Source organism: Brevibacillus laterosporus, assembly GCF_030489605.1.
Lineage (GTDB): Bacteria > Bacillota > Bacilli > Brevibacillales > Brevibacillaceae > Brevibacillus_B > Brevibacillus_B laterosporus_E.
The window spans coordinates 118009-140981 of sequence record NZ_JAUKFY010000012.1 but is presented as its reverse complement, the minus strand read 5'-3'; the positions used below and the strand labels follow the sequence as shown (position 1 = coordinate 140981).

The window sequence follows — 22973 nt, the reverse complement described above, 5'->3', positions numbered from 1 at the left end:
CCCCTTGATAATCAAGGGGTTTTTGTTATTTGTAGATAGACTTGTCCATATATTTTTTGGTGCGAAAAGAAAATTTGGCGCGAATTTGGCGCGATTAAATTTCTATTTAGCTTCTTTGTTTTCAAAGAATACTTTACCAAATGTTTCAGCAGTTTCCTTTTGAATGTTAGGCAAAACGTGAGCATAGCGGTCTATCATCTTCATATCAGACCATCCCATACGTTCTACAACAACCTTTGGATTAACGTTTGCTTTTAATAAAGTGTATTTGTAAGATTGGCAGGAACAAAAAGTTAAAGTGAAAATTAATGTACCCACTGGAGCAACCGGGGCAACCGGGGCAACCGGACCGACTGAACCCACTGGATTAGGAGAATTTGACTTAGTATTTACCGTTCAAGATCTCTACAAGAACGGAACTTTTGATCCAGACTTTGCATTCAGCCAAGAAGTGTATAACTATGCTCCTGCTCCTATGGTAGCCGAAGGAGGAAGAATTGCTTATTGGACTATGCCTCCATCTTCTAATGAAAGTGATGTAATTAACCTTGAATTTCAAATACCAGGTTCTTATGTTACTGGCACGCCAATAACTGTCGATGCACATCTACTGATACAAAGAAATCAAGAAGCTCCTGTATCAGGAAACGTGCGTATAAGGCTGAGGGCTGATTTTCGATCTAATGGTGATCAATGGGGACAAGGTACGGGAAATGTATTGTATAAAGCCAACGATATACTATCAGAGGTAGTCGTCACTGAACCTACTGGATTTACAAATGGTTTGAGCTTAAGACACCATCTTATAACGTTCCCAATTAATACTGCACCAGGCGTTATTAACCCTGGAGATTGGGCATTCTTTACTTTCAATAGAATTAATAACTTAGATGTTACCGGTGGCTATCCTTTCTTTGTTTGCTTCACTTCCGTCACAGTTCGTTATACGCTTTGACAAGTGTACCGTTCAATTAATAACAATGACAGCTAAACCGAATAAGAAAATGAGGGGGCTGTGCCAAATGGCATTTCTCGATTTTATAAGCCTCACTTTTAGGATAATTTTACGCTAAAATAAGCATCCCTCCCTACTTTTATTAGTGAAACGGGATGCTTTTCCGTTCATTTTTGAGTTTCAGACATTTGGAACTATCCTTTTGAACAGCCCCTTTTTCGTTTTGATCTCTTAGAATCATTCACATGAAACACCATAGAAGCTAGTAAAAAAGTATGGAACTACTAAGCTAATTTCTGATGATGTTGTAACTTATGATCTGGACTTATTCTATATAGAGGGTGATTAAAATTTCTACAAAAGAGGTTAATAGAGGAAAAAGCAAATAAAATATAACAGGAAATAATATGGAAAAAATCAGATATAATCGTGTGGTATTAGGTTTTTAGATGGTGTAAATTTATATCATGAGATTTAAAGGTTAATCACCTGCTGTTGGCTATTTTAATTTCTTGATACAGAAAGAGGGATAGAAAATTGAAATAATTACCAAAAAAACAGTTTACTTATAAACATAAGGGTGGTAACATGAATTTATGGTAAATGTTACCAAATAAAATTTGAGGTGATTTGTTGTGAAGAAACTGTTAGCATCTTTATCTACTTTCGCGGTTCTTACTGGTGCTTTAGCTGTTCCTACTTTTGCAGCTACTGAGATTAATACTGCAAAAGAAACAAATTCTCAAGTATTAAAGATTCAACCAAATCTTGATGTATCTGATGGCGGGAAGGTAGCATTGTATTCTTCGCCATTCACTTCGTATACGGTTACAGGTGACGGTTTGTATGTTACGAAACTTGGCTCAACATGGTATTTGATTGCCGATAAGGGTGCTAAGAATGGATGGCTAAAAGAATATTACAATGGAAAATATGTAACAACATTTCCTGTCGTGGTAAGATAACTTAAAATTTCTGTCAACGACCTAAGATGATGACTCTATAAGAATAAAAATTAACATAAAGATATCCCGTCCCACTTCAAATAATTGTGGAACGGGATTTTGTTTCTATATTATTTTATTAGTTAAGTGAGTTCAAAATTTGGGAAATGAGGTTACTTTTATTGTGTGCTTTTCTTTTGTACTTAATGTTTACATCATGTTGCAATAATTCTGCTTGGTAAGTCAGGGGACATGAAATAGGCCTGTTTAGATAACTGACAGGCCTAATTGTCATAATAGGATCATGCTTTAGTTATAAGAGTACTACTAATTTATTGAGGAATTCAATAAATAGTGTCCTCCGCCGTAATTAAAAGAATGTCGTACCTTTATTATATATTCTTGACCTTTGTTAACGTCTGTCAGAATAACTTGAGTATCTCCTGGGCCTCCATCATTTGACTCCGCAACAACTTTTGCACCATTCGGATAGTAGAGACCAAGCATAAACTCGGTATCCTTACTCAATGGAGTAAGAACCAATTGAAGTGTACCATAAGATGGGGCCGTAAATTTATAAAAATCCTCTTTATCATTGTTATAGTCTGTTTTTCCTTTGACAGAGCCAGGAACACCAAATGGACTTGCTTCATATATGCTATTGTTTGGCTCAATGTCATAAAAAATAGAACTTGCATTTACTTTTGACATCACAACTGTCTCTGAAGCAGCAAAAGCGGAACCAGAAATACTCATAATCATAGCTAAACTTAATAAACTAGCAAATACTTTTTTCATTAGTTAACCTCCTAATATTTGGAATAACCATAGTTTACCAATAAAAATAATTAATGTAAATATATGTAAAATAAAGTTCGTAACATTTTTATACAATTTTAATTCAAAGGCGGCTGCTTGATTGATTAAGTAGCTATTTTTTATCTGAACATATTGTTTACATCATGTCGCAATAACTCTGTTTGAACTATAGTTTCTGTAATATTAATAGGGGTCTTTGTTTACAATGACTAATTGAGTGAAAATGAGTATTTTAACAAATTGGGTTTCTGTAAGCAATAACCTTTATTTCTGTAACAGTAACTCTAGTTTTTGCTGCATGATGTATGCAATAAGTACACAAAAGAAAAGAAATAAATATATATAGGTCATTTTGATAGATATTTTTTCTATTAAACAAGGAAGGTGAAACAATGCCTAGCAAACCATTAAAGACCTGTCTGCATTCCAGATGCCCAACACTAACAAGAGAAGCTTATTGCCCTGTGCATCAAAAGAAACAAGTACAGCAGTATGACCGAGAACGTGGATCATATAGGCAACGTGGCTATGATGCTAAGTGGAGAAAAGCGAGAATAGGATTTTTAAGAAAGCATCCGCTCTGCAAACATTGCTTTGATAAAGGAATACTCAATGATGCTACAGTGGTTGACCATATTGTTGCACACAAGGGAGATAAAACGCTGTTTTGGGATCGGAAAAACTGGCAGCCATTATGCGAGCAGTGCCATAACCGGAAGACTGCTAGAGAAGATAGAGGCGCTTGGAGATGATACTATAAAAAGGCAACCACCGACAAAGGATAGACGTTGGTTGAATGATGGTGAGCGATTGTAAGGTTACAAGCACAACGATTATGGTGAAACTGCTACAGCATTTTCATAATTTACTTTATGCAAAAAATTAAAAAATAATTGGGCAATTCGTAAGGATGATTTTCATAGGTGTACGCAGAAAATAAAGTGTCAGACTCATTGTAAGTTATTGAACTAACAGGCAGAAATGCTCAGTAAAACTATTTTGGTTAAAGAGTAAGCATGGTAAAATACGTTAACTGATTGGGGAGGGAGAAATATGGATATATCTATCCGAAACGCTCATCAAGATGACTACGAATCTTTGTTGCTCTTGTTCAGGCAGGTTCATGATCTACACGTTTTTGAAAGACCAGATTTGTATAAAGAAACCCCAACTCCAGTCGGGAAAGAATTCTTCGAAAGCCAGCTAATTGATGTTAAACAGCATATTTTTGTGGCTACCATAGGCTTAGAGATAATCGGAGTAGTTGTGACGAAGGAAGAAGACATATCTGAAAATTCATTTGTGAATGCGAGAAAAATATTATTTGTAAATAGTTTGTGTGTTTCCGAAACATACAGAAATAAGAGCGTTGGAAAGAGACTTATGCAATATGTTATTGATTTCGGGGGAAGTCTGAAGGTTGATAGTATTGAATTAGGGGTATCGGAAAATAATGCTTCTGCAATTTTATTTTATGAATCAATCGGAATGACAACGAAGGGTAGAAAAATGGAGCTTAGATTGAACTAATGGAGGTCGGTAGCTTCCATAAATAAAAGCCAGTCAAAACACAAAAATAAAATGTCAGACTGGCATTTATTTATGGAGCTATTGAACCTGTTAGTTAAACTTTTGAGATATAATCTCATCCCCATCAATAACTTTTCACTCGATTCATTAGTAATGGAGTTTTTCTTCAGCAGACATGGCAATTTCTTTTGTTTCATGAACTGTACCATATGGATGCTCAGGCGGCGCATAGATAACGTAAATTTTAAGTGGTGTATTACCTGTATTGGTTACATTGTGCAATTTTCCAGCAGGTATCATAATTGCATAGTCATCATAGGCCATTTCTCGAAAATCTAATTTATCTTTGCTATCACCCATTTGAACAAGTCCCTGACCTTCTTCAATATGTATGAATTGATAAGTTGTCGGATGGGCTTCTAAACCGATGTCATCTCCAACATTAATACTCATCAGAGTCACTTGTAAGTTTTTCCATGTCCATAAAGCGGTACGGTAAGTATTGTTTTGCTTAGTTGCTTTGTCAATATTCACTACAAATGGTTTTGATCCATAATCTTTTAATTGGATGTTTCTATAATAAGGATTCCAGTTGTTATTCCAATTGTAATAATGAGGATACCAATTATAACTCCAATTGTTGTTATTCCAGTTGTTATGCATTGGATTATGCCATTGAAAGTGATAGCCTGATTTAGGGTACATATTCATTCTCCTCTCATGATCTCATTATTTTTCTTTTATCCTATGCAATAGCCTACTTATAGGAATCAAAATGGGAAATAATCGGTATGAGCCTGTTCTAATAAAACGATGACAATACAAAATTTCAAACGATTGATATCGAATTTTTTGTCGCATGTTTTTATAGTCATTGAAGCCAACTGCCCGTTAGTTCAATAACTTGCGGCCAGACTAATACATTATTTTCAATAGACAAAAGGGAGTGAGGGAATGGCTAGATCAAGGCAACCAGTTGACTTGCTGCTCTACAAGGGAAAGAAAAACCTAACAAAAGCTGAAATAGAACAGCGTAAAGCCCAAGAAATAAAAGCAGCAAATGACAAAGTTAAGCCCCCTAACTACCTACCGAAAGACCTGAAAAAAGAATTTAAAAAGATTGCAAGCGAGCTGCTGCAAATCGGCATCATGACTAATCTTGATGTAGATGCATTGGCTCGCTTTTATATGCCCGAAAAATGTATATAAAAATCACAGATGCTTTGCTACAAACGGAATTGACAGTGCAGCGCAAACAAGCAATTCATGATGAAGATGGTGCTGTAATTGACATGAACGAATAAATTTACTACGACATGGTAACAGGAAATATATTGATAGACACAGGAGAGCTTGCTGGTGCAATTCTTGAAACAACTCTCGAAGAAGATTTTCAAACCTACGTCGTATTGTCGGAGAGGGGTAAAACAAGCGTCGTTTTCATCCGAATATGGGCAGTTTGCGGATAATTTTTTGAAAGGCTATTCGTACCATATAAATACCGAAACTGAGGAAATTGTATGGAACTTAACTCCTCCCCAGGTTGAGGAACGAGAAAGAGAAAAGACTTACAAGAGAAAATGGAGTCTCTTGAAAGAGAAAATGCAGAGCTTAAACAACAAATAGAAACATTAGCTGGAACAGTTGACTACATTTTGGAGGTGTAAAATATGAAAAGCAGATTATATGACTATTGTTGCATGAGCTGGAACGCTGGAGCATGGAAAGAAGTGCAACTGGCAACAGCCGTAGAAAAGAAATACATCACTGATGATGACCAAAAAAGAAATTTATGACGAAAAATAAGCGCCTTTTCCGCTCTGGATTAGGGCGTTTTTTAATGGGAGCTTCGGCTCCCTATTTTATTTACCCCTAGGGGGTGATAAGGAGAGGGAAAGCATGGAAGAGAGCGTAATGAACGCATTGCTACAACAAGGGCCGTTTGCTGCTTTGTTTGTATGGTTGTTATTTTCTATAAAAAAAAGAGGGAAGAGAGCGCGAGACTCAACTAGTAAAACAGGCTCAAGAGCGTGAGGCTAAACTCATGGAGCACAATGAACGGATGGTTACTCATTTGGAGCGTAATACATCTACATTGCAACAAATCGAACGAAGTTTAAGCGGGCTAGAGAATGACATTCAAGAACTAAAAGAAAAGGTGGGCTAAGGAATGGAGATGACCACTGATATTGCGACATTAGCCGCAATTGTCGCGGCGCTTACTGGTGTGGCTAAAGGGTTTGGGGTCCCTAACAAATTCGCTCCATTAGTCGCTATGGCTTTTTCAGCTCTATTTGTATTTCTTCTAAACGGAGATTTAAAAACCAATCTACTAACAGCGGTGGTTGTTGGATTAACAGCCGCGGGAGCTTATAGCTATGTAAAACCAGACAGTGGAGGTAACAAGCGATGAAACCACAAGACTTTATAGATAAGATAGCACCTAGTGCTGTAGCTGACATGAAGAAAACAAAGATACCAGCGTCTCTTACAATTGCTCAGGCGATCCTTGAATCAGCTTGGAGAGAGTGTGGACTAACCAAGAGAGGAAATAACTTGTTCGGTATCAAAGGAACAGGTCCAGCAGGTGTATGCGCCATGCCTACAAAAGAAAATTACAACGGTAAATGGACAACTATCACAGCTAATTTCAGAGCTTACAACGATTGGGGAGAGTCTATTGCAGACCATTCGAAGCTAATTCTAAACGGTACAAAAGACAATCTACTTTAAAACAATTATATTCCACTGTTAATGTCACGAACTCAACAATCAATAAGCTAAGAGATGCAGTAGACGGAGCTATAGCTGCTGTCACATCCCTTCAAAACGGGTGGAATTCCCTGCAGTCTGATTTAGATCAAGTCAAAGATGCACTTGATCCAAATAATCTTACTCCAGATATGGGGGGGTGGTTAGTGAAAGCTCTTGTGGCTGCTAATAAGGATTGGAATGATACTCACGATTTAGCGAAAAATCTTCAAGCAAATGGTACAATCCCTGTCAAAAAAGAGGATAAGACAGGTGATACCACTAGAATCGCATTTGGACATTGCTAATAAAAGGGTGGATTGTTCCACCCTTTTACTTTGATTAATTGAAAAGAGGAGTGTGTATATATGTCTACATTGTTATCGCCAACGGATCAAATGGTTGGATCATTTAAAAATGTTCGTACCACAATGGAAACGGCTGATCGTGTTACAATGACAATTATTGAAACAGTACTAAAAGTTTATGCTCTTCAAGATCCAGCAATAATAACGAAACATTATGATCAAGCAAGAGAACACGCTGAAAACTGGTTGGGTACATACCGTGAAATAACGAGCGCCATGTTGCAAGCAGTTCGTGGCTTTGGGGAGTTTTTTGATGCTAGTGTAGACGATATTAAAGATGATCCTACTAATAGTGTAATTATAGCTGAGGTGGACTTAGAAGAACTTCAAAAACAAACCTTAGATCAGAAGAATCGAATTGATGATTTAAGTAACAAATTAAAGGAGTACAGTCTGGATGTGGCAAGTGATAGTAGAAATTTTTTAAGTGATATAGGTCCAATACAATCTCAGATTAAAGCTGATGAGGAAGACTTACAATTGCTTCAACAATAAATGTAGGATTTAGAGCAAAAAATTCAACAACGGAGAGAGTTAGAGGAGATCATCCCTTTCTTAGCTCTTTTTGATTGGATTGAGGAGCTAATTGACTCCCATGATACAGCAGAAGAACAATACAAAAGGTTGGAGCAAAAATATAATTCGGAGAAAAATGATCTTACTTTGCTTTACCAACTTTCTTCTTGTCTTAGAACATTGACTGGTGGTTCATCAATGCTATTCAATAGTTGTTTATCTCTTGCCAAATCTTGGGATACAGTTAGCAGTAATTTTAAAGAACTCATTGAAAGTGAGGATATTGACGTTCGTTCTAATTGTCTTGTTGAACTTCTTGAAGCAGCAAAATTAGACTGGGAAGACTTACTAAGCGAAATTGGTTAGTTCCCATGAATAGCCAGCTGATGACGTATTGCTGAGGCAACCTCATCAGGATCATCTATATCATAATAGTAAAAAGTGATTATAATCTTTTGCTCCTTTCAAGGGGCTTTTTTATTTTGGGGTTTTGGGTTAACATAAGAACAATCGTTCTTGTTTAGGGAGATAAAAATAGCATCGAAGGATAAGCGACCCTTTTATAACTAAGTTCATTTTCCCTGAACACGTAGAGATGCTTCTGCTATACCAAGAAGATGGAAAACTCATACCCAAACCCGATCTTGACGAGAACGAGCTGGAAGAGTTCTGTTACAAGATCACCGACTCACGACAGTACGACTACTCACTTACTTACTGTGGGTTGGTGGAAGGCGATAGGAGGGGTTATAGAGACAACGTGGGGATGGATAGATAAGTTCGATTCCCAATTTAAACAAATCAAGTTAAAGAATGATGAGGATTTTTGGTGGATACCTGTAGAAAATGTAGTGAGTGTGGAAGCCTAATAAAATAGGCGAACCTTTTTATTCTTTTCGAATACTGTGTAGCAAGAGTATAGTCGCACAGTCTCCTATATGCCTTTACCTTTCCGGTAAGGGCTTTTATCATTTACACAACTGATTATAGAAGTTTTTGGCGAGTACCTGTTTAAGATGTGGTCAATATAGAATCCTAAGCGGTGAACCTGTGGAGTGGGGTTACAGATGACCTCGCCATAATCTACTGGCGAGGTCTTTTTTTTTTCGTCAAAACCTTCGACATTGCCTACACGGAATAACGAAGTAGCAGAGGATGATTCTTATTAGGATTATAATTTTTTTATGTTTTGTCGAGAAGAAATTGATAAAATATCGAAGATAGTGACTATAGAAAACAAAATCAGCCATTCCCAAATAATTGTTAACGAAATGTTTTTTGTACCAATCCAATAAGGGACAGTGGCTAAAATGACAGACGTTATAATTGTCCATATAAGTCGCTTTTTTACGTATTCTTGAATTTTATTCACTCCTATAAGCTCCTTTCCTTTTTCAGTTATACTACTATAATTACGATAAAAAAGCGCATTTCATTATGTAATGAAGTGCACTTTTTTATTTACCTTCTATTCTTAATCGCAAGCGGAATACCAGCGTGTTGGAACATATAGATAGCAATCTAGATAAATTCCACAACCTTCATCTTGTTCTAAAAATGACCATAAAGTAAGAGCAGCCGCTGCGGTAGTAAAAGCTGAAAACCAGCTAGGTGCCTTCTTTCCATATTTCTCCATGAGATATTGAACAGTTCCTATGAAGGTACCAACAGTTACTGAAGTTTTTAGTCCTATTTTATCTTTTAAATCCTCCACAAAGTCATGGGACCAATAAATTTGGAGCCCCCACCAAGTGAAGTCATAATCCCAGTATTCATCATGATCAATAGCCGACATCTTTGATTCATTTTCTTTATCTATTAATGTACCCTTTGAAGAAACTACTAGTTCGTTCTTAATTTCGCTAATTTGGGCATTGTTCTTATTGATTATCTCTAATGCTTTGTTATAGGTATCTTTATCTAAATCTTTCTTTGCTTTCTCCGAAAGAGAGAATTGTTTAGTTTTTTCGTCAAGATTAACATATGGTGATACCTTGTTAATAAATTCTTTTGTTATTGTTTGTTTTTCAGACAGTTCTTGGGATTGTACACTGCTACTAGAATGGCTTGAATTGTATGCAAAAGCAGGTGCTACTGAGGAAAACATAGCTAAGCTACAAAGGACAATAAAGGATCGACGTAACTTTTTCATAGAGAACCTCCTAAAATTTACCTAAATTAATATACTTATTATAACAAATAAGTCAAAAATTTACAAATAATTTGTTCTCAACTCTAGTTGTGTCATAATTAGGAAAAAACAAGCGTTTATTGGAGCTTTTTTCGTCAAAACTTCTATTTACTCGTCAAAGGATTCGACAAAGACAAATGACGAATTATTCTTTGTGAGGTGATAGTTCTTGAAGCTACAGTGTCGTCTGCGCATTATTTTAGCTGAGCGTAATATGAAACAACTTGATTTATTAAAACGGATGGACGAGCCTATCTCACATGCGTCATTGAGTCAGATAGTTCAAGGAAAGAATCTTCCTACTCTTATAACTGCTTTTCAAATAGCAAAGGCTTTGAATATGCCCATAGAAGAAATCTGGTTAGAAGCTCTTGACTAATTTTTTAAAATGGATATGCAATTTGTAGCTGCGAACTACATACACTGTACCATCAAGATTAAGGAGCTGGTGCAGATGTGGATCGTCCATCAACGTATGTCAGAGCTTTGGTTCATTAATAAAACAAGAGAACTTACTGACTCAGAAATGGATGAAATGAGCCATTGTCTAAGTGCAAATGCTCAAAGAGCTTGGGAGATAGCAAAACTTAAAAACTTATCTTTGGTTGCTAGCTTAACAAGTGATACAGAATGGCAACATGAGTTATGTGCAAAGTTAGAAAAAATACAAGGATGAAATAAAAATGAAGAAAATCGTCTCCTGAGATATAAGGAAACGATTTTTCTTTTGTAAACTATTAATAAAAAATCGGTTATTTAAACTGTATATATTATAGAAGATTTAATTCGAGATATTTATGTCGAATGCTATTATCGTATGCAAATTGTTATGTTTGGTTTACTTAATTACAATTTATTTAAACAACTTACCAATCACCTTATAAAGTTAGAACCCCTTCCTACATACGGAAGGGGTATCTTATTATCTACTGTATTCTTGAACCTCAAAGCTTTCAATATGACTGTAGCTAATGAAGTCTTTTCTTGAATTGAAAGGTCCGATGTTGTACTTCTTATTCACGATGTATGCTTTTCTACCGTTTCCTTTTGCTCTACCTTCATACCATTCGGTAAAGTTTCTGATTTCCTCATTTGTCATTTCAAATTCTTTGATTAACCCACTATCCATATAAATTACTAAGAGTGCGTTTCCTGTTGGGTCTGGATCTGGAGTCGGGTCCGGATTAACTAAATCTGAAAGATTTAATTCTACTACATCTGAAGTAGAACCAGATGTACCGTCATATCCTCCCCCAATAACATATAGTTTACCGTTTACAATGCCATAAGCACCACCACTTCTATTTAAAGGGGGTACTGAATAAGTTTTTAATTTTTTTGTGCTTACATCATAACTAGATAATGTAGATTTGGTAGTAAAAATAATCTTTCCATCAAAATTTAGTGAGCTGTTAACTAAGCCAATTTCATAAGGAAGCTCATCTATTTGTGTCCATGTATCTTTTATATGATCATAAAGATAAATAATGATTTTTTCTTCATTATAATCATTATGAATTACATATATTGAATTGTCTTTAATAAAAGGTTCTGCACTTCCTTTAAAAGGCATGGGTTTTTTAGTAATCCAAGAGTTTGTTTCTGGGTTAAATAAGTATACTAAATCAGTGGGATCTCTTTTTTCGAATCCCCCAAAAGTATAGATAGTATTATCTAATGAAATAGCTTTGGGAAAACGAAGAGGTGATGGCATAGATGGTGCCGATGTCCACTTTTTTGAAACAGGATCAAACACTTCAACAATGTTAGTTGAGCTAGAATCATCATCGTTTCCTCCAATGGCATAAAATCTCCCTTGGTTTTCAACAAATGCAATAGCGGACCTTGAAATAGAAGAACTAGGTAACGTTTCCCACTTATCTTTTGCTGGATCATATACTTCAAGATTATCTAAGGAATCCATTCCAGTAGTTCCCCCGTATACATAAATTTTATCATCATATACTATGCCACCAACGGCGTATCTAGCAGTTGGCATCGGTGCTTTTTTAACCCATTGTATTTCTTCTGCTGCAAACGAAGACGTTTGAAAACTAAACAAGGTCATAATCATCGCAATAGCGAATAATCCTATTTTCTTTAGGTTCATTTGTTTAGCACTTTTACTCTATCTGTATAGAAAGAGAAAAGTGCCTACCTCCTTTATGAGTGTATGTAAGAATAACGAATAAAAAGCTTTGTAAGAATATTAGCTATATCGGCCGATACATTTGCATTATACGAGATTAATTTTCATAAAACGAAACATAAATTGAAAAATATGTAATTAATTATGGTGTATTTTGTATATTTTTAAAAAATATTTTCTTTTTTACTTATGATAAGGAAGAAATATAATTTCTTTCGTTATGAGTTTGTTTTGTAGGTGTAACGGAGCCTTTAATCCTATTTTACAAAGAATAACCCCCTAGAAAGTACCCAAGAGGGATATAGCTATTTCTAAACATGAAACAACCTTCTTAAAAGGGGGAGTATTTTCATTTTGCAGTTTATCACCAATTTTAAAAAAAGTAAGTAACAATCGGGTCCCGATCGAGTGTATGCTTAAAAGCATGCGCTTTTTTTATTTATCTGCATAAAAATCAGGATAATAGAACAAAAAACCGTAGATTACTCTAACGGTTTTTTGATCAAGAATATTATCTACAATCAGCACTTCGGTATAGAACAGTTGAAGAGCCATCTGGATAATTAGTTATTCTAAACATTTCTAAATAGACTTTTCCTACCTTAACAATATGAGGGGGTTGTACACCAGATGGGAAACTTCTTTCTTCTTCTACGCAAGCAGCAAGAGTACCTATTGATGATTCTTTTGAACTTGCGTCAGCAGATGTGGTGCCGAAAGAAGTAGCAAAAACAGTTACAAGAGCAACTAATAGTAAAGATTTTTTCATATAAACTCCCCTTTACAATTATAAAATGGTAATACAATATAAATATACTTTTTATTACAAAAGTTGTAAATACGTATATTTAAAATTTTCAGATTTTTTTATTTTAATCTTATATCCATTTCTACCCATTGCATAAATTCCTCACCATCCAATAAAACAGGAACATATATTCGTGTTCAAGGAGATGTTTTGATGGCTAGAAAAATTCTTAATCCACTTGTAACGAAATTCATCTTGCCAGAACATGCAGAAATGTTACGTCAGTATCACGAGGATAAAAAACTGATCGAGAAACCGATCATTGAAGAGGATGAGCTCTGGCCGAGTTTTGTTACAGGATATCTGACTCACGTCAGTATGACTATGCCTTAACGATTAGCTGGTGGAAAGAAACAAAAGAGGGTAGAGGCGTAATTGAATCTGCTTGGGGATGGATAGAGAAGTTTGACTCAACGTATAAACAAATCAAATTAAAGAATGATGAGGATTTTTGGTGGATACCTGTAGAAGATGTAGTGGTGATTAAATAATGAGTAGTGGACGGAGATTGGGGACGAATTGGGGACCAAATTAATCAGAAAGTAGCGTAATTAAGCATAAAATATCATATAGTTAGAAGGAAAAACATTGATATTACTCAAATTCTGCGGTATATAACAGAACATAGCAGAAACGATGTCTACCCTTGACAGGGTGGGGGTCGCTGGTTCGAATCCAGTTCAAATCACCATAAAACAAGCGCTAAAACCCTTGATAAATTAGGGGTTTTAACGCTTGTTTTATCAACTCCCGCCCTGACAACATGATCCTTATTAACCGTCGCTTGACAACATTTTGACAACCTTTACTCAACTAAAGTCTTTTAGGTTGCTTTTGTTTCATCATTTTTTCAAAGTGGTCAGCTGCATCTTTTTGTATATCTGGCATGACGTGACTATAAACGTCCATTGTGAGACCAACTCGACTATGACCTAATCGTTCAGATACTACTTTTGGATGCTCTCCCAGCTGTAGAAGCATGTTGTGGGAATATGTCGTAAATTATGAAATCGTATAGGCGGCAATCAGTATCCTTTTGGTAAACGTTCATAATGCCTAAGGAGATTGAACGCTGGAAGTATTTAATGTAGGCGATCCTTTTATTTGAGAGGAGGCTCCAAATACGGTACACATGCTTGATAGGTCAAGATGGGATGCCGGCAAAATTATATTACACGAGTTGTATAGATAGTTCTGAACAATATCTAATCTAATAAGTCTAAATACTTTACATTTATTTTAGGGGAATTAGCCAATTAAGAACTCCAATTGCCATAAATAATACAAAAAACAGTACTAAAATTGATTTGCGTTTAATTTGTATACACCTTCAAAAACCCAATTATTACCTGCGATTTCTATATTTGCAATATATCATATTACCCGTATTGGTAGAATTTACATAATGAAAAAGAGAGATACAAAAATGAAAAAACACAATCGGTTCTAAAATTATTCCTTGGGACAGCGTTCTCATCAAAGAATATGTGGTAGCATTCAACAAACATTCTGATGAGTTATTTATTATATCTGGAAATCTCTATAAAGAAATAAAACTAAGCGACGGCAATACCCTCTTTGCTGAATTAAAACTAGGATAACAGACTAGTACGACACAAGGGATATTACAGCTCAAGCAACAGCAAAAAATGAATTTACAAGTAAACATGGCTATAAGAATCTACTTAGGGTAGTATTACAATTGGAAACTACTACTAAATGGACTTTTGATTACGATAAGGTTTTGAGTAGTAGTACCTCTGTTATTGCAGAACCTAAAGGGCTAGATTGGGAACTTAGATCAAAAACAGTAGACTCTCCATTTTATGATGAAGACAATAGGTATGGGGAATGGACTGCAAGTGGAGTTTTTTGCTTACAATGTTGCTGATGTAGAATTTGACATCATTGAATTAATAAACACCACAGAGCAAAGTATGATGGGACTTATTCGCGGAAATACAAAGTTGTAGATTAAGAATCATGGAATCTGAGGGCCTGCATTATGTTTAAAACACTCGAATTAGAAAATCGAGTGTTTTTTTGTTGAAACTTCATCCTATCACAAACCATTCAATGAATTGAATAGGTGTGTGAATCAGGCTAAACTACCATTTTTACCCATTAATTAACTTCCAGAACATGCATTCTTATTTTAGGGAGATGTTTTGATGGCTATTCTTGATCCACTTGTAACGAAATTCATCTTTGCCAGAACATGCAGAAATATTACATCATCTTCAGAAGATAAGAAACTAACCGAGAAACCGATCATTAAAGAGATTGAACCAGCCGAGTTTTGTTACAGGATATCAGATTCACGTCAGTATGACTAACCTTTCAATTAGCTGGTGGAAAGAGACAAAAGAAGGAAGAGGAATAATTGAAGATGCTTGGGGATAGGTAGAGAAGTTTGATTCCCAATTCAAACGGATTAAGCGAAAGAATAATGAGGATTTCTGGTGGATACCTGTAGAACATGGAGTCAGTGTTCATTAAAGAAAGTAAGAAAAAAAGAAAGAAAGCGTATTTTTGTGTTTAGGTATGTTTTTATGCAAGCTATTTATGTTGTTAATCTGGATTTATAGCTTTATATATGGTAGTAAATTCGTTGATATTTTATTTTTTAGGGGGTTGTCTATATCGTTTTGATCCTTCTTTACATAATATGTAGCATACTTTTGGAAAGAAGGTGAAAACATGGTAGAAGTTACTTGTATTGATGAAGTGAATGGACAATTCTTCTTAGTCACCACACTTGGTGGTATTACAGTAAGAACACCTATTACTGAACAATTAGCAACTATCCTACTGGCATTAGGTGTACCACGTTGCTCGTAACATTGATTATGAAGATAGTCCAGGCGAGATGATGATCGTTTTTTTAGGACAAGTATCCCAAAGAAGGGGTATTTGTCCTTTTTTTATCAGTTATTTAGGATAAACACAAGGAAATTAATACGGTTAAGTTAGTAGGGCTTTCTGGAAGAGAAGAGTCTTTTTTCATCAAAACCTCTGTTTTTTCCCTAAAGGATTCGACAAAGCCGATACGTGATAACGTATTAACGTAAGTAAGAAAGCAGGTTGAAAGTGATTTTTGCCGGAACGAATTATGCAGCAGCAAGATTTGCTTAGGATGATGAAAAAACCAGTCTTACACGGTGCTATGAGTAAGATAGCAAACGGGACAATCCCTAAGTTGGAAACAGCAGCGGATATGGCAAAAGCCTTAAACGTACATATAGACGGATATTTGGTTCCTGGAATGAAGATTTTTTATTCGGACAAGCAATATATATTCCAGACAGGAACAGACACTGTACCATCAAGATTAAGGAGCTGGTGCAAAGGTGGATCGTTCATCTACGAATGGAAAAACTTTATTTATCAATAAGACGAGAAAACTTACTGTCTTGGAAATGACAGAAATGAGACATTGTCTGAGAGTAAATTGATCCGGGGAGATTGCCGAACTCACAAAATTTCCTAGTCGCTAGCTTAACAAATGACACAGAGTGGCAACATGAGCTATGTGCAAGGATAGAGAAGATAGACAGATGAGATTGAGAGCCCCTGCGTTTTAAAAAAAGGCTCTCAAATACAACTCAACGGTACCCATAAGACCTTTAAGCCATGCTCAAAAATTTGCCCACAATTTTTGAAAAGCGATGTATAATCTGAAACTACAAAGCCTGTAAAACATTGATTTAATACGTATTTTTGAATTGAAAAACATTGTTTGATTAGAGGGAGTATATCCCGCACACGTGTTCACGAGTGGTAGCATAGCCAATACATGAAAACGTATTAATCGTCAGAACCCTCCTTTTGATCCGTTCAGCCTGCAGGAAATTCTGGAACATATAAATAGCATTGCGCTTACTCATTTGTTCTAGAGAGTAGCAATAACCGAAATATCGTGCCGGCTTTCACAAGTTACTTAATGATAGAGTTTCAAGTGGGTGCCGAGTGTTATGCCACCTTTAACGGGCTTCGTTATCGAATAGATGGACTTCGTTTTCGGGTGTCAAAAAAACGCAGAAAATTGGCGGATAACATCACTGGGGTTCTCTTCCATGATAAAATGCCCAGAGTCCAATTCCGCTCCTTTAGTAAGCGGGGCCCATTTTTTCCATATCGATACGGGATCTTTCAGGTTAAGTAACCCCTTGCTTCCCCAAAGAAATAACAATGGGCATTGAATCTGTATATTATTCTGACGAGCCATGTATTCGTTTTGATAATCAATAGTTATACCCGCGCGATAGTCCTCACAACCAGCCTGGATTACGGAGTATTTGGTGTATTCTTGTTCGTAAATCTGCATTGCATACGGAAAAAATGCATGGGGATCGGCTGCCCAACTAAGAATAGTATTGCGTACAAAGTATTGAGGAGCGTGGGAAATCAAAGTTTCCGGGAAAGGCAGAGGCTGTGACAAAAAGAAATAGTGGTATAAACGATGTGCTGATTGATAATTAATCAGATCCATCGTATCTAATTCAGGTACTACTTCAAGAACAGACAGTCGGGTAACTTTTTCCGGGTGGTCGAGCGCCAGTGTATAGGCGACACGGCCGCCTTTGTCATGTCCAGCGACATGATATTTATCGTAACCGAGCTGATTCATGACCTCATACATATCATGGGCCATGGCTCTTTTTGAATAATTGACGTGTTCCGGATCGGGAGGGGGGCCTTCGCTGCGACCATAGCCGCGAAGATCAGGAATAATAAGAGTATATTTTTTCATTAATTCGGGAGCGACCTTATGCCATGTTACATGATTCTGCGGGTACCCATGGAGCAGCAGCAGCGGGGGACCGCTTCCACCATACAACAGGAAAATATTCGCTCCGGATGTCTTTATGGTTGCCTCACGAAATCCCTCAAAAAAAGACATTTCAACCACCTCATCTTGGGATTAGTAAAGTCCACTCATTTGAGTCTGAATTGAATACTCGAATTCATAAGTTAGACTCCCGAAAAAATATCGGGATGGATATATGAGTATGATACATTTGCGCGTTTCATACCTACTAAGTTTGAGCTCTATAAAAATTCCATTTGTATGTAGTGAATACACTTATATATGATGATTTGCAATTCCTTCATTCATTAGATGTTTTGAAAAAATATATGGTTATCCAATTTGATGTATTATATTCCTTAAATGTAATGAATTGTAAAATACAGAAGGGCATGAATATGAAAAAAAGAGTTTTCAAAAGCTTGATCGCCGCAATGATGGTATTTTTCATTAGTTCCTTCTGTACAAGCAGCACCTAGTAAATCAGTTGAGGCTGGTCACCAACAGAAAGTGCAGCCACATGAAAAATATTTGTTTAATTTTTGGCATAATGGCTTAGAAGCTAACAGATATTGGAAAGATGCACCAATAAGGGCGACAGTTGGTTCTACTTTATGTGGGACACTCAATGTTAATCAAACTCCATCCGATCCGCAAAGAAGTGTCTCTTTTAATACATCTGTTAATATAATAGGGGATAATGGACAGATTTCTTTTTTTGATGGGATATAATCAATGGGAACTACTTCTAAACAATTTTGTCTGCAACCTGAAACATACACTGTAAAGTATATAAATAACGCAGGTTTTCCAATCAATCTTCTTGGATATTTTACCTGTTGAGAATCTGAGCTTTTGGCTTTGAAGGCACCTCAAAAAGTGATTCAAATGATGAGGAAAGTCCTCTACTGAAGCCATTTCCAAATTCATTTCGGGATATGTAAATCGGAGGTCTGACTTCCTATCAAATAACCTTTCATAAAAAGGAAGCGCTGTTTAAGGTCATTAACGTAAATGCGAGTATAGGTTTTTAGAACTTTCATGGATATATCCCTCTAAATAAATCAGATTCATCACAATGTATTGTTTAGTTGATTTGCAATTTTTGGCACTGGCTAGGGTTCCACTATATGGTACCTAAAACTAATGATAGCATTAAGGACTGGCCTTAAATCCATGCTCCTTTTACAAGAAGGATAAGGAAGTGAAGCTATTGTTATTGTCTATGCTTGGGCTTTCAGATAAGAATGAAAATGGAGTGAGCAAGTGGGGGCAGAAATTTTTGCCAAGAAATAGACAAGCAGTGTGTAATAATAATACAAAAAGAATTAGAATTTTGTCCGTCGTGCAATGGACTGGGAGAGACGGAAGAAGAGAGACATGACCGGAGAACATAAGATTTGAGATTGATCTTTTTTTGAGGAGGTGGGGAAGAGTGAAGGCAATTACGATACATCAACCATGGGCCACGCTTATTGCCTTAGGAGAAAAGGAATTCGAGACCCGGGGCTGGCGCACGAAATATCGAGGAGAATTGGCAATCCATGCTGGCAAGAAGGTGGATAAGGAAGCATGTAAGCAGGAGCCATTTCGATCTGTTTTGGCCAAATATGGATTAACCGCGGATGATCTGCCGACTGGAGAAATTGTTGCGACATGCCTGCTTACAGAGTGCTTGCAAGTGAAAGCACATACCGGCTTTTATGCTTTAGCTGGAGATTCAAATCACCGGATAGAGGGAAATGAATACGCTTTTGGATGGTATGAACTAGGACGGTTCGCTTGGAAATTGACGAATGTAAAGCAGATGGAACGAATCTCAGTGAGAGGAAGACAAGGATTGTGGAATTGGAATGAATAAAAAAGCTTCCTTCTAATACATATTCTTTAGCAGTAGTAAGATGTAAAGTTATTTCTTAGTTTTAAAAATCATTAAGACAGGTGTAGTAGAAGTTTTTTCTTTTTTATTTGGGAAGAACCAATTTTGAAGCAGGAGTGTAACAAAATCTGTTTTGCTGTAATGGTAAAGAAGGCTGGGAAGATGCAGTAGCCAAAGTTGATTTTAATCCGACATTTAGTAAGAAAGATTTTAATTTTACCAATACTAAAGGAGTAAAGTTAGTAGATGGTTTTAAAACAAAGAAGGATTCATTGCGGTAAGATTGCTTGCGTGGGAAAAAATGGGTTTTGCTTCTTAAGTACAATGGATGAAAATAAACAAGAAAGCTCTCTTTACATGTAAAGAGAGCTTTTTCTATATGACTACTGATCATACGTAATATTTCTGGAATAGCTTTTATTTCCCCACCAGTACCATTCATCCTCAAACAACTGTTGATCGACAGGATCACCGTTTGCAACCGTTTGACTGTAAACCTCATTTGCATAAGCATAGAAAAGATTTTTCTTATTCGTTAGAGCTGATCCGCCTATGTTTGCCTTCTTATTTTTCACATCATACGTAACATATAAGGCTCGATTATAGTTCCCTTTGGCAAAAGTGCTTACTGCATCTGAAGTAGCCTTATGATCCATATGATCCCCAGGATTATAATTACTATCGTTATCCGCCACATTTACCCAAGGATGCTTTGCGCCGACTAATTTCGTTTCATAGTCCATGATTTCCTTTACCGTATAGGTAAAGTCTGACCAGCTAGTGTATGTGGTTGATTTATCCACTGCTGTTATGGATTTATCGGTGTCTCGTAGCTGACTTAACGATTCGTTATTATATGCTTTAGACCCAGACCCATCCATGCCATCTGGTAATCGTAAAAAGTAGCTTACGGAATTGCCCGATGTATAGCGGACGATAGGATGATCATTAAATTGTGCGATATCTATTGTTAATGGAGTTGGCTTAAGTGCTTTTCTAATAGATTCGACTGCTCCGCGTTCCCGGGCTTCCCACCAACCTTTTACAGAACCAGCGTCACCTGCTGTAGTATAAATAAATACTACTTTTGTTTGTGGGGCATGCAAATCGTTATAGGCATATTCACCGCGGAATAACTGCCAGTCATCAGGATGAGCTTGTACATAGAAGGATATCGATTTGTAATCAGAGGCTGCAAAGGAAGTCTGATGCGGTAATACCGTGCAGATAAGAGCGAACAAAAAGAAAACTTTTAAAATGAGCTTTGACTTAACAAATCTTTTAGAATCCCGCATATAGCAATTCCCCTCCTGTTAACACTTAGTAAAATGATGTAATTTTTTACCAATATTTTACTTTCATAATATCACTACTTATTTCATAGGACAACAATTATTTATATCTAATGCTCCCATCTCGGCAGGGAAGAAACACCTGTCTGTTCCGATTGTTACGCACAGGTCTAAATTTTTTGAATGTAGGTCTTTGAGATTTTCAGTCTATGGTATTTTTTTAGATTGCAGTGTCACAAATCGACTGCCTCAGGGTTTATACATAGTGAGAGGAGGCAAACAAGTGGACAAAGTAGAGCTAGAGAATCTGATCGTAGAGATCAAAAATGGTTCTCTTGATAAATTTGAAATCATCATTGATCATTTTCAACAGCCCATTTTTACCTACTGCTATCATATGCTTGGTCACAAACAGGAAGCAGAAGATGCTGTACAGGACGTTTTGTTCAGGGCATACAAGAATTTGGATCGGTATACATACTCCTTATCCTTTTCTGCATGGCTGTACAAAATCGCCTATAACTATTGTGTGAAGCAATTGAGGCGCAGGAAGCTAAATCGCTTGCTACCTTTTAGCTACAACAGAGATCAGGAAGGTCGTAACTATGTGGAGGAAGAGATCGATCATCATTACCTTGGCGAGCCGTTATCTAGCATTTGGAGAAGGCTATCTGCGGAAGAGCGAACCCTTCTGATTCTGAGGGTGTTGGAAGAAAAGGATTATAAGGAGATTGCAGAATTGATGAAGAAGAATCCTGCTGCCTTACGCAAGCAATTTGAGCGGGCTTTGAAAAAATGCAAGCATTACTTTGTCAAAAAAGGAGGGGTGCTCGATGAAGGACAGAGATCCATATGAGCAAATTCAGGAACTTCTTACATTGCAGCCAGTCCCCAAAATTGATGTTAAAAAGAAGCTAATGAAGGCGATATATGCAGATCAAAGACGGGAGGAAAAGAAAGTGAAAAAGAAATTAGGCCTATTATTGACTGTAGGAATGTTGGTAGGTGCATCATCCGTGTGGGCGGGTATCCAGACGATTGAGCTAAAAAACGATAAAGGTGAAGTAGTGTACCAAGTCACAAAACTAAGTGAATATCAGCAAGAACAAATGATGAAAAATTTGCAACCAGAGGTTAAAGAGAAACTCCAAAATAGATCTGAAGAGATATATAGACAGCTTGATACTGGCAACGAGATTCTCACGAAAATGAAACCTGGGTCGGCAGTTGCCATCTATTGGCCTATTACAGAACTTCAAAAGCAAAACGAGTTGAGCCCACGTCCTTTTATTGACGTGAAGTCCAAACCATTCACCTTTACAACGTGGAAGAGCATGGAACAAAAGGTAGGGAATCTGTTCAATCTACCCTCCGAGCTAGGTAATGGTTTTCTTTTCACAAAGGGCGAAGCAGTCTATAACCCGAGCGATAAATATGATCAAGGATGGATGAAAGCAGAACAAGAGAAAACGAAAAAAGAATATATCGTTCAAGAAATTCCGATAACAGATAAGCTTCGTGATGCAGAGGCGGAGTACAAAGGGGAAAAAGGAAGCGTATATCTACAGGTAAATATTATAAATGAAGGGAAATCCAGAAAAGGAACTTTTGCCAATACTTTGGAAAAAGAAATGGTGGAGGATAATGAGGCGATTTACTCTGTCTTTTCCTCGAAAAAAGGGGACAGCAGTCACAGCTTACAGTGGGTAAAAAATGGAACAAAGGTGGAATACTCTCTTAGTGCCAAGATGAATCTGGTTACGAAAGAAGAGTTGTTCAAAATGGCAAAACAGGTGAATCAGGCGAAATAATAAGAGCAAGACTCATCATCTAGCCTGCGTCAGAGGAACTTGCTTATCATGTAGACTTTCAACAATAGAAAAGCATAAAGAAAGGGCGAAACGTGTCGTTTCGTCTTTTTCTTTACATTTGGTAAGCAAAAAATGTCGTAGGATGAAGGA

At 36.6% G+C, this 22973-nt stretch carries 29 protein-coding genes and 3 pseudogenes; 25 read left to right on the top strand and 7 right to left on the bottom strand.

The window, feature by feature from the left end:
- The first annotated feature begins 298 nt into the window (after window positions 1-298).
- Both QZ995_RS14640 and QZ995_RS14635 read left to right on the top strand, forming a co-directional pair.
- Window positions 299-955, top strand: coding sequence for a hypothetical protein (locus QZ995_RS14640; protein ID WP_301808211.1), 657 nt, complete (start codon window positions 299-301; stop codon window positions 953-955).
- A gap of 635 nt (window positions 956-1590) precedes the next feature.
- Window positions 1591-1920: a hypothetical protein gene (locus tag QZ995_RS14635; protein WP_301808209.1), complete on the top strand. Its 330-nt coding sequence runs from the start codon at window positions 1591-1593 to the stop codon at window positions 1918-1920.
- A gap of 306 nt (window positions 1921-2226) precedes the next feature.
- On the opposite strand, the gene QZ995_RS14630 is transcribed toward QZ995_RS14635, so the two are convergent.
- Window positions 2227-2697 carry a hypothetical protein gene (locus QZ995_RS14630; protein ID WP_301808206.1) on the bottom strand — a complete coding sequence of 157 codons (471 nt, stop codon included), beginning with the start codon at window positions 2695-2697 and terminating at the stop codon, window positions 2227-2229.
- Between the two features lie 413 nt (window positions 2698-3110).
- Between QZ995_RS14630 and QZ995_RS14625 the strand changes: the two genes are divergently transcribed.
- Both QZ995_RS14625 and QZ995_RS14620 read left to right on the top strand, forming a co-directional pair.
- Window positions 3111-3470 (top strand): HNH endonuclease signature motif containing protein, encoded by a 360-nt coding sequence (locus QZ995_RS14625; RefSeq protein ID WP_301808204.1) that lies wholly within the window; start codon window positions 3111-3113, stop codon window positions 3468-3470.
- 301 nt (window positions 3471-3771) lie between these two features.
- Window positions 3772-4248 (top strand): GNAT family N-acetyltransferase, encoded by a 477-nt coding sequence (locus QZ995_RS14620; protein ID WP_301808201.1) that lies wholly within the window; start codon window positions 3772-3774, stop codon window positions 4246-4248.
- A gap of 147 nt (window positions 4249-4395) precedes the next feature.
- On the opposite strand, the gene QZ995_RS14615 is transcribed toward QZ995_RS14620, so the two are convergent.
- A complete protein-coding gene (locus QZ995_RS14615; RefSeq protein ID WP_437124738.1) occupies window positions 4396-4953 on the bottom strand; it encodes a cupin domain-containing protein in 558 nt (185 codons plus the stop codon).
- A 249-nt stretch (window positions 4954-5202) separates the two neighbouring features.
- Here QZ995_RS14615 and QZ995_RS14610 point away from each other — a divergent pair.
- The 10 genes and pseudogenes from QZ995_RS14610 to QZ995_RS14565 all read left to right on the top strand — a co-directional run.
- Window positions 5203-5480 (top strand): annotated as a pseudogene (locus QZ995_RS14610) (P27 family phage terminase small subunit); the annotation flags it as partial.
- A gap of 438 nt (window positions 5481-5918) precedes the next feature.
- The gene (locus QZ995_RS14605; RefSeq protein WP_301808196.1) at window positions 5919-6044 is read left to right on the top strand and encodes a hypothetical protein; all 126 of its coding nucleotides are present in this window, start codon (window positions 5919-5921) and stop codon (window positions 6042-6044) included.
- 103 nt (window positions 6045-6147) lie between these two features.
- Window positions 6148-6282: a BhlA/UviB family holin-like peptide gene (locus QZ995_RS14600; protein ID WP_301808193.1), complete on the top strand. Its 135-nt coding sequence runs from the start codon at window positions 6148-6150 to the stop codon at window positions 6280-6282.
- Window positions 6283-6292: 10 nt separating this feature from the next.
- Window positions 6293-6415 carry a hypothetical protein gene (locus QZ995_RS14595; RefSeq protein ID WP_301808191.1) on the top strand — a complete coding sequence of 41 codons (123 nt, stop codon included), beginning with the start codon at window positions 6293-6295 and terminating at the stop codon, window positions 6413-6415.
- Window positions 6416-6418: 3 nt separating this feature from the next.
- The gene (locus QZ995_RS14590) at window positions 6419-6661 is read left to right on the top strand and encodes a hypothetical protein (protein WP_301808188.1); all 243 of its coding nucleotides are present in this window, start codon (window positions 6419-6421) and stop codon (window positions 6659-6661) included.
- A pseudogene (locus tag QZ995_RS14585) lies at window positions 6658-6969 on the top strand (glycoside hydrolase family 73 protein); the annotation flags it as partial. The gene QZ995_RS14590 and the pseudogene QZ995_RS14585, both read left to right, overlap by 4 nt.
- A 197-nt stretch (window positions 6970-7166) precedes the next feature.
- Window positions 7167-7307 carry a hypothetical protein gene (locus tag QZ995_RS14580; RefSeq protein WP_301808187.1) on the top strand — a complete coding sequence of 47 codons (141 nt, stop codon included), beginning with the start codon at window positions 7167-7169 and terminating at the stop codon, window positions 7305-7307.
- Between the two features lie 60 nt (window positions 7308-7367).
- A complete protein-coding gene (locus QZ995_RS14575) occupies window positions 7368-7862 on the top strand; it encodes an HBL/NHE enterotoxin family protein (RefSeq protein ID WP_301808185.1) in 495 nt (164 codons plus the stop codon).
- 129 nt (window positions 7863-7991) lie between these two features.
- Complete coding sequence (locus QZ995_RS14570) at window positions 7992-8249, top strand: hypothetical protein (RefSeq protein ID WP_301808181.1); 258 nt, start codon at window positions 7992-7994, stop codon at window positions 8247-8249.
- Between the two features lie 229 nt (window positions 8250-8478).
- Window positions 8479-8661 (top strand): hypothetical protein, encoded by a 183-nt coding sequence (locus QZ995_RS14565; protein ID WP_366919702.1) that lies wholly within the window; start codon window positions 8479-8481, stop codon window positions 8659-8661.
- A 696-nt stretch (window positions 8662-9357) separates the two neighbouring features.
- Here the strand turns inward: QZ995_RS14565 and QZ995_RS14560 are convergent.
- Window positions 9358-10035, bottom strand: coding sequence for a hypothetical protein (locus QZ995_RS14560; protein WP_301808179.1), 678 nt, complete (start codon window positions 10033-10035; stop codon window positions 9358-9360).
- 208 nt (window positions 10036-10243) lie between these two features.
- Between QZ995_RS14560 and QZ995_RS14555 the strand changes: the two genes are divergently transcribed.
- Both QZ995_RS14555 and QZ995_RS14550 read left to right on the top strand, forming a co-directional pair.
- Window positions 10244-10453: a helix-turn-helix transcriptional regulator gene (locus QZ995_RS14555; protein WP_301808176.1), complete on the top strand. Its 210-nt coding sequence runs from the start codon at window positions 10244-10246 to the stop codon at window positions 10451-10453.
- A gap of 75 nt (window positions 10454-10528) precedes the next feature.
- Complete coding sequence (locus tag QZ995_RS14550; protein WP_301808174.1) at window positions 10529-10750, top strand: DUF7667 family protein; 222 nt, start codon at window positions 10529-10531, stop codon at window positions 10748-10750.
- A gap of 246 nt (window positions 10751-10996) precedes the next feature.
- Here the strand turns inward: QZ995_RS14550 and QZ995_RS14545 are convergent, their stop codons facing one another.
- Both QZ995_RS14545 and QZ995_RS14540 read right to left on the bottom strand, forming a co-directional pair.
- A complete protein-coding gene (locus QZ995_RS14545; RefSeq protein ID WP_301808172.1) occupies window positions 10997-12184 on the bottom strand; it encodes a Kelch repeat-containing protein in 1188 nt (395 codons plus the stop codon).
- 550 nt (window positions 12185-12734) lie between these two features.
- A complete protein-coding gene (locus QZ995_RS14540; RefSeq protein WP_301808171.1) occupies window positions 12735-12992 on the bottom strand; it encodes a hypothetical protein in 258 nt (85 codons plus the stop codon).
- A 192-nt stretch (window positions 12993-13184) separates the two neighbouring features.
- On the opposite strand from QZ995_RS14540, the pseudogene QZ995_RS14535 reads away from it, so the two are divergent.
- The 6 genes and pseudogenes from QZ995_RS14535 (at window position 13185) to QZ995_RS23950 (ending at window position 16592) form a co-directional block, all read left to right on the top strand.
- A pseudogene (locus tag QZ995_RS14535) lies at window positions 13185-13522 on the top strand (YolD-like family protein).
- 1353 nt (window positions 13523-14875) lie between these two features.
- Window positions 14876-15004: a hypothetical protein gene (locus tag QZ995_RS14530; RefSeq protein WP_301808169.1), complete on the top strand. Its 129-nt coding sequence runs from the start codon at window positions 14876-14878 to the stop codon at window positions 15002-15004.
- Between the two features lie 198 nt (window positions 15005-15202).
- On the top strand, window positions 15203-15367 hold the full coding sequence (locus tag QZ995_RS23955; protein ID WP_437124737.1) for a YolD-like family protein: 165 nt from the start codon (window positions 15203-15205) through the stop codon (window positions 15365-15367).
- A 364-nt stretch (window positions 15368-15731) separates the two neighbouring features.
- Entirely contained in the window at window positions 15732-15872 is a 141-nt protein-coding gene (locus QZ995_RS14520) for a DUF3956 family protein (protein ID WP_301808167.1), read from the top strand.
- A gap of 256 nt (window positions 15873-16128) precedes the next feature.
- Window positions 16129-16425, top strand: a complete 297-nt coding sequence (locus tag QZ995_RS14515; protein WP_301808165.1) for a hypothetical protein — start codon at window positions 16129-16131, stop codon at window positions 16423-16425.
- 71 nt (window positions 16426-16496) lie between these two features.
- Entirely contained in the window at window positions 16497-16592 is a 96-nt protein-coding gene (locus QZ995_RS23950; RefSeq protein WP_437124736.1) for a DUF7667 family protein, read from the top strand.
- A 466-nt stretch (window positions 16593-17058) separates the two neighbouring features.
- Here QZ995_RS23950 and QZ995_RS14510 read toward each other — a convergent pair whose 3' ends face one another.
- A complete protein-coding gene (locus tag QZ995_RS14510) occupies window positions 17059-17934 on the bottom strand; it encodes an alpha/beta fold hydrolase (RefSeq protein WP_301808162.1) in 876 nt (291 codons plus the stop codon).
- Between the two features lie 1342 nt (window positions 17935-19276).
- Between QZ995_RS14510 and QZ995_RS14505 the strand changes: the two genes are divergently transcribed.
- On the top strand, window positions 19277-19702 hold the full coding sequence (locus tag QZ995_RS14505; protein WP_301808160.1) for an ASCH domain-containing protein: 426 nt from the start codon (window positions 19277-19279) through the stop codon (window positions 19700-19702).
- A 401-nt stretch (window positions 19703-20103) separates the two neighbouring features.
- On the opposite strand, the gene QZ995_RS14500 is transcribed toward QZ995_RS14505, so the two are convergent.
- Complete coding sequence (locus QZ995_RS14500) at window positions 20104-21015, bottom strand: PIG-L family deacetylase (protein ID WP_301808158.1); 912 nt, start codon at window positions 21013-21015, stop codon at window positions 20104-20106.
- A 280-nt stretch (window positions 21016-21295) separates the two neighbouring features.
- Here QZ995_RS14500 and QZ995_RS14495 point away from each other — a divergent pair, with 280 nt between their 5' ends.
- Both QZ995_RS14495 and QZ995_RS14490 read left to right on the top strand, forming a co-directional pair.
- The gene (locus QZ995_RS14495; RefSeq protein WP_301808155.1) at window positions 21296-21868 is read left to right on the top strand and encodes an RNA polymerase sigma factor; all 573 of its coding nucleotides are present in this window, start codon (window positions 21296-21298) and stop codon (window positions 21866-21868) included.
- Entirely contained in the window at window positions 21846-22823 is a 978-nt protein-coding gene (locus QZ995_RS14490; RefSeq protein WP_301808152.1) for a hypothetical protein, read from the top strand. Before QZ995_RS14495 ends, QZ995_RS14490 begins: the two co-directional genes overlap by 23 nt.
- The last annotated feature ends 150 nt before the right edge of the window (window positions 22824-22973 follow it).

Excerpts from the sequence above, each read along its gene's own strand:
- QZ995_RS14630 (WP_301808206.1), bottom strand. The coding sequence starts at position 2,697 with ATGAAAAAAGTATTTGCTAGTTTATTAAGTTTAGCTATGATTATGAGT.
- QZ995_RS14625 (WP_301808204.1), top strand. The coding sequence starts at position 3,111 with ATGCCTAGCAAACCATTAAAGACCTGTCTGCATTCCAGATGCCCAACA.
- QZ995_RS14620 (WP_301808201.1), top strand. The coding sequence starts at position 3,772 with ATGGATATATCTATCCGAAACGCTCATCAAGATGACTACGAATCTTTG.
- QZ995_RS14615 (WP_437124738.1), bottom strand. The coding sequence starts at position 4,953 with ATGTACCCTAAATCAGGCTATCACTTTCAATGGCATAATCCAATGCAT.
- QZ995_RS14605 (WP_301808196.1), top strand. The coding sequence starts at position 5,919 with ATGAAAAGCAGATTATATGACTATTGTTGCATGAGCTGGAACGCTGGA.
- QZ995_RS14600 (WP_301808193.1), top strand. The coding sequence starts at position 6,148 with ATGGAAGAGAGCGTAATGAACGCATTGCTACAACAAGGGCCGTTTGCT.
- QZ995_RS14595 (WP_301808191.1), top strand. The coding sequence starts at position 6,293 with ATGGAGCACAATGAACGGATGGTTACTCATTTGGAGCGTAATACATCT.
- QZ995_RS14590 (WP_301808188.1), top strand. The coding sequence starts at position 6,419 with ATGGAGATGACCACTGATATTGCGACATTAGCCGCAATTGTCGCGGCG.
- QZ995_RS14575 (WP_301808185.1), top strand. The coding sequence starts at position 7,368 with ATGTCTACATTGTTATCGCCAACGGATCAAATGGTTGGATCATTTAAA.
- QZ995_RS14565 (WP_366919702.1), top strand. The coding sequence starts at position 8,479 with ATGCTTCTGCTATACCAAGAAGATGGAAAACTCATACCCAAACCCGAT.
- QZ995_RS14560 (WP_301808179.1), bottom strand. The coding sequence starts at position 10,035 with ATGAAAAAGTTACGTCGATCCTTTATTGTCCTTTGTAGCTTAGCTATG.
- QZ995_RS14550 (WP_301808174.1), top strand. The coding sequence starts at position 10,529 with ATGTGGATCGTCCATCAACGTATGTCAGAGCTTTGGTTCATTAATAAA.
- QZ995_RS14545 (WP_301808172.1), bottom strand. The coding sequence starts at position 12,184 with ATGAACCTAAAGAAAATAGGATTATTCGCTATTGCGATGATTATGACC.
- QZ995_RS14540 (WP_301808171.1), bottom strand. The coding sequence starts at position 12,992 with ATGAAAAAATCTTTACTATTAGTTGCTCTTGTAACTGTTTTTGCTACT.
- QZ995_RS14530 (WP_301808169.1), top strand. The coding sequence starts at position 14,876 with ATGGGGAATGGACTGCAAGTGGAGTTTTTTGCTTACAATGTTGCTGAT.
- QZ995_RS23955 (WP_437124737.1), top strand. The coding sequence starts at position 15,203 with ATGGCTATTCTTGATCCACTTGTAACGAAATTCATCTTTGCCAGAACA.
- QZ995_RS14520 (WP_301808167.1), top strand. The coding sequence starts at position 15,732 with ATGGTAGAAGTTACTTGTATTGATGAAGTGAATGGACAATTCTTCTTA.
- QZ995_RS14510 (WP_301808162.1), bottom strand. The coding sequence starts at position 17,934 with ATGTCTTTTTTTGAGGGATTTCGTGAGGCAACCATAAAGACATCCGGA.
- QZ995_RS14500 (WP_301808158.1), bottom strand. The coding sequence starts at position 21,015 with ATGCGGGATTCTAAAAGATTTGTTAAGTCAAAGCTCATTTTAAAAGTT.
- QZ995_RS14490 (WP_301808152.1), top strand. The coding sequence starts at position 21,846 with ATGAAGGACAGAGATCCATATGAGCAAATTCAGGAACTTCTTACATTG.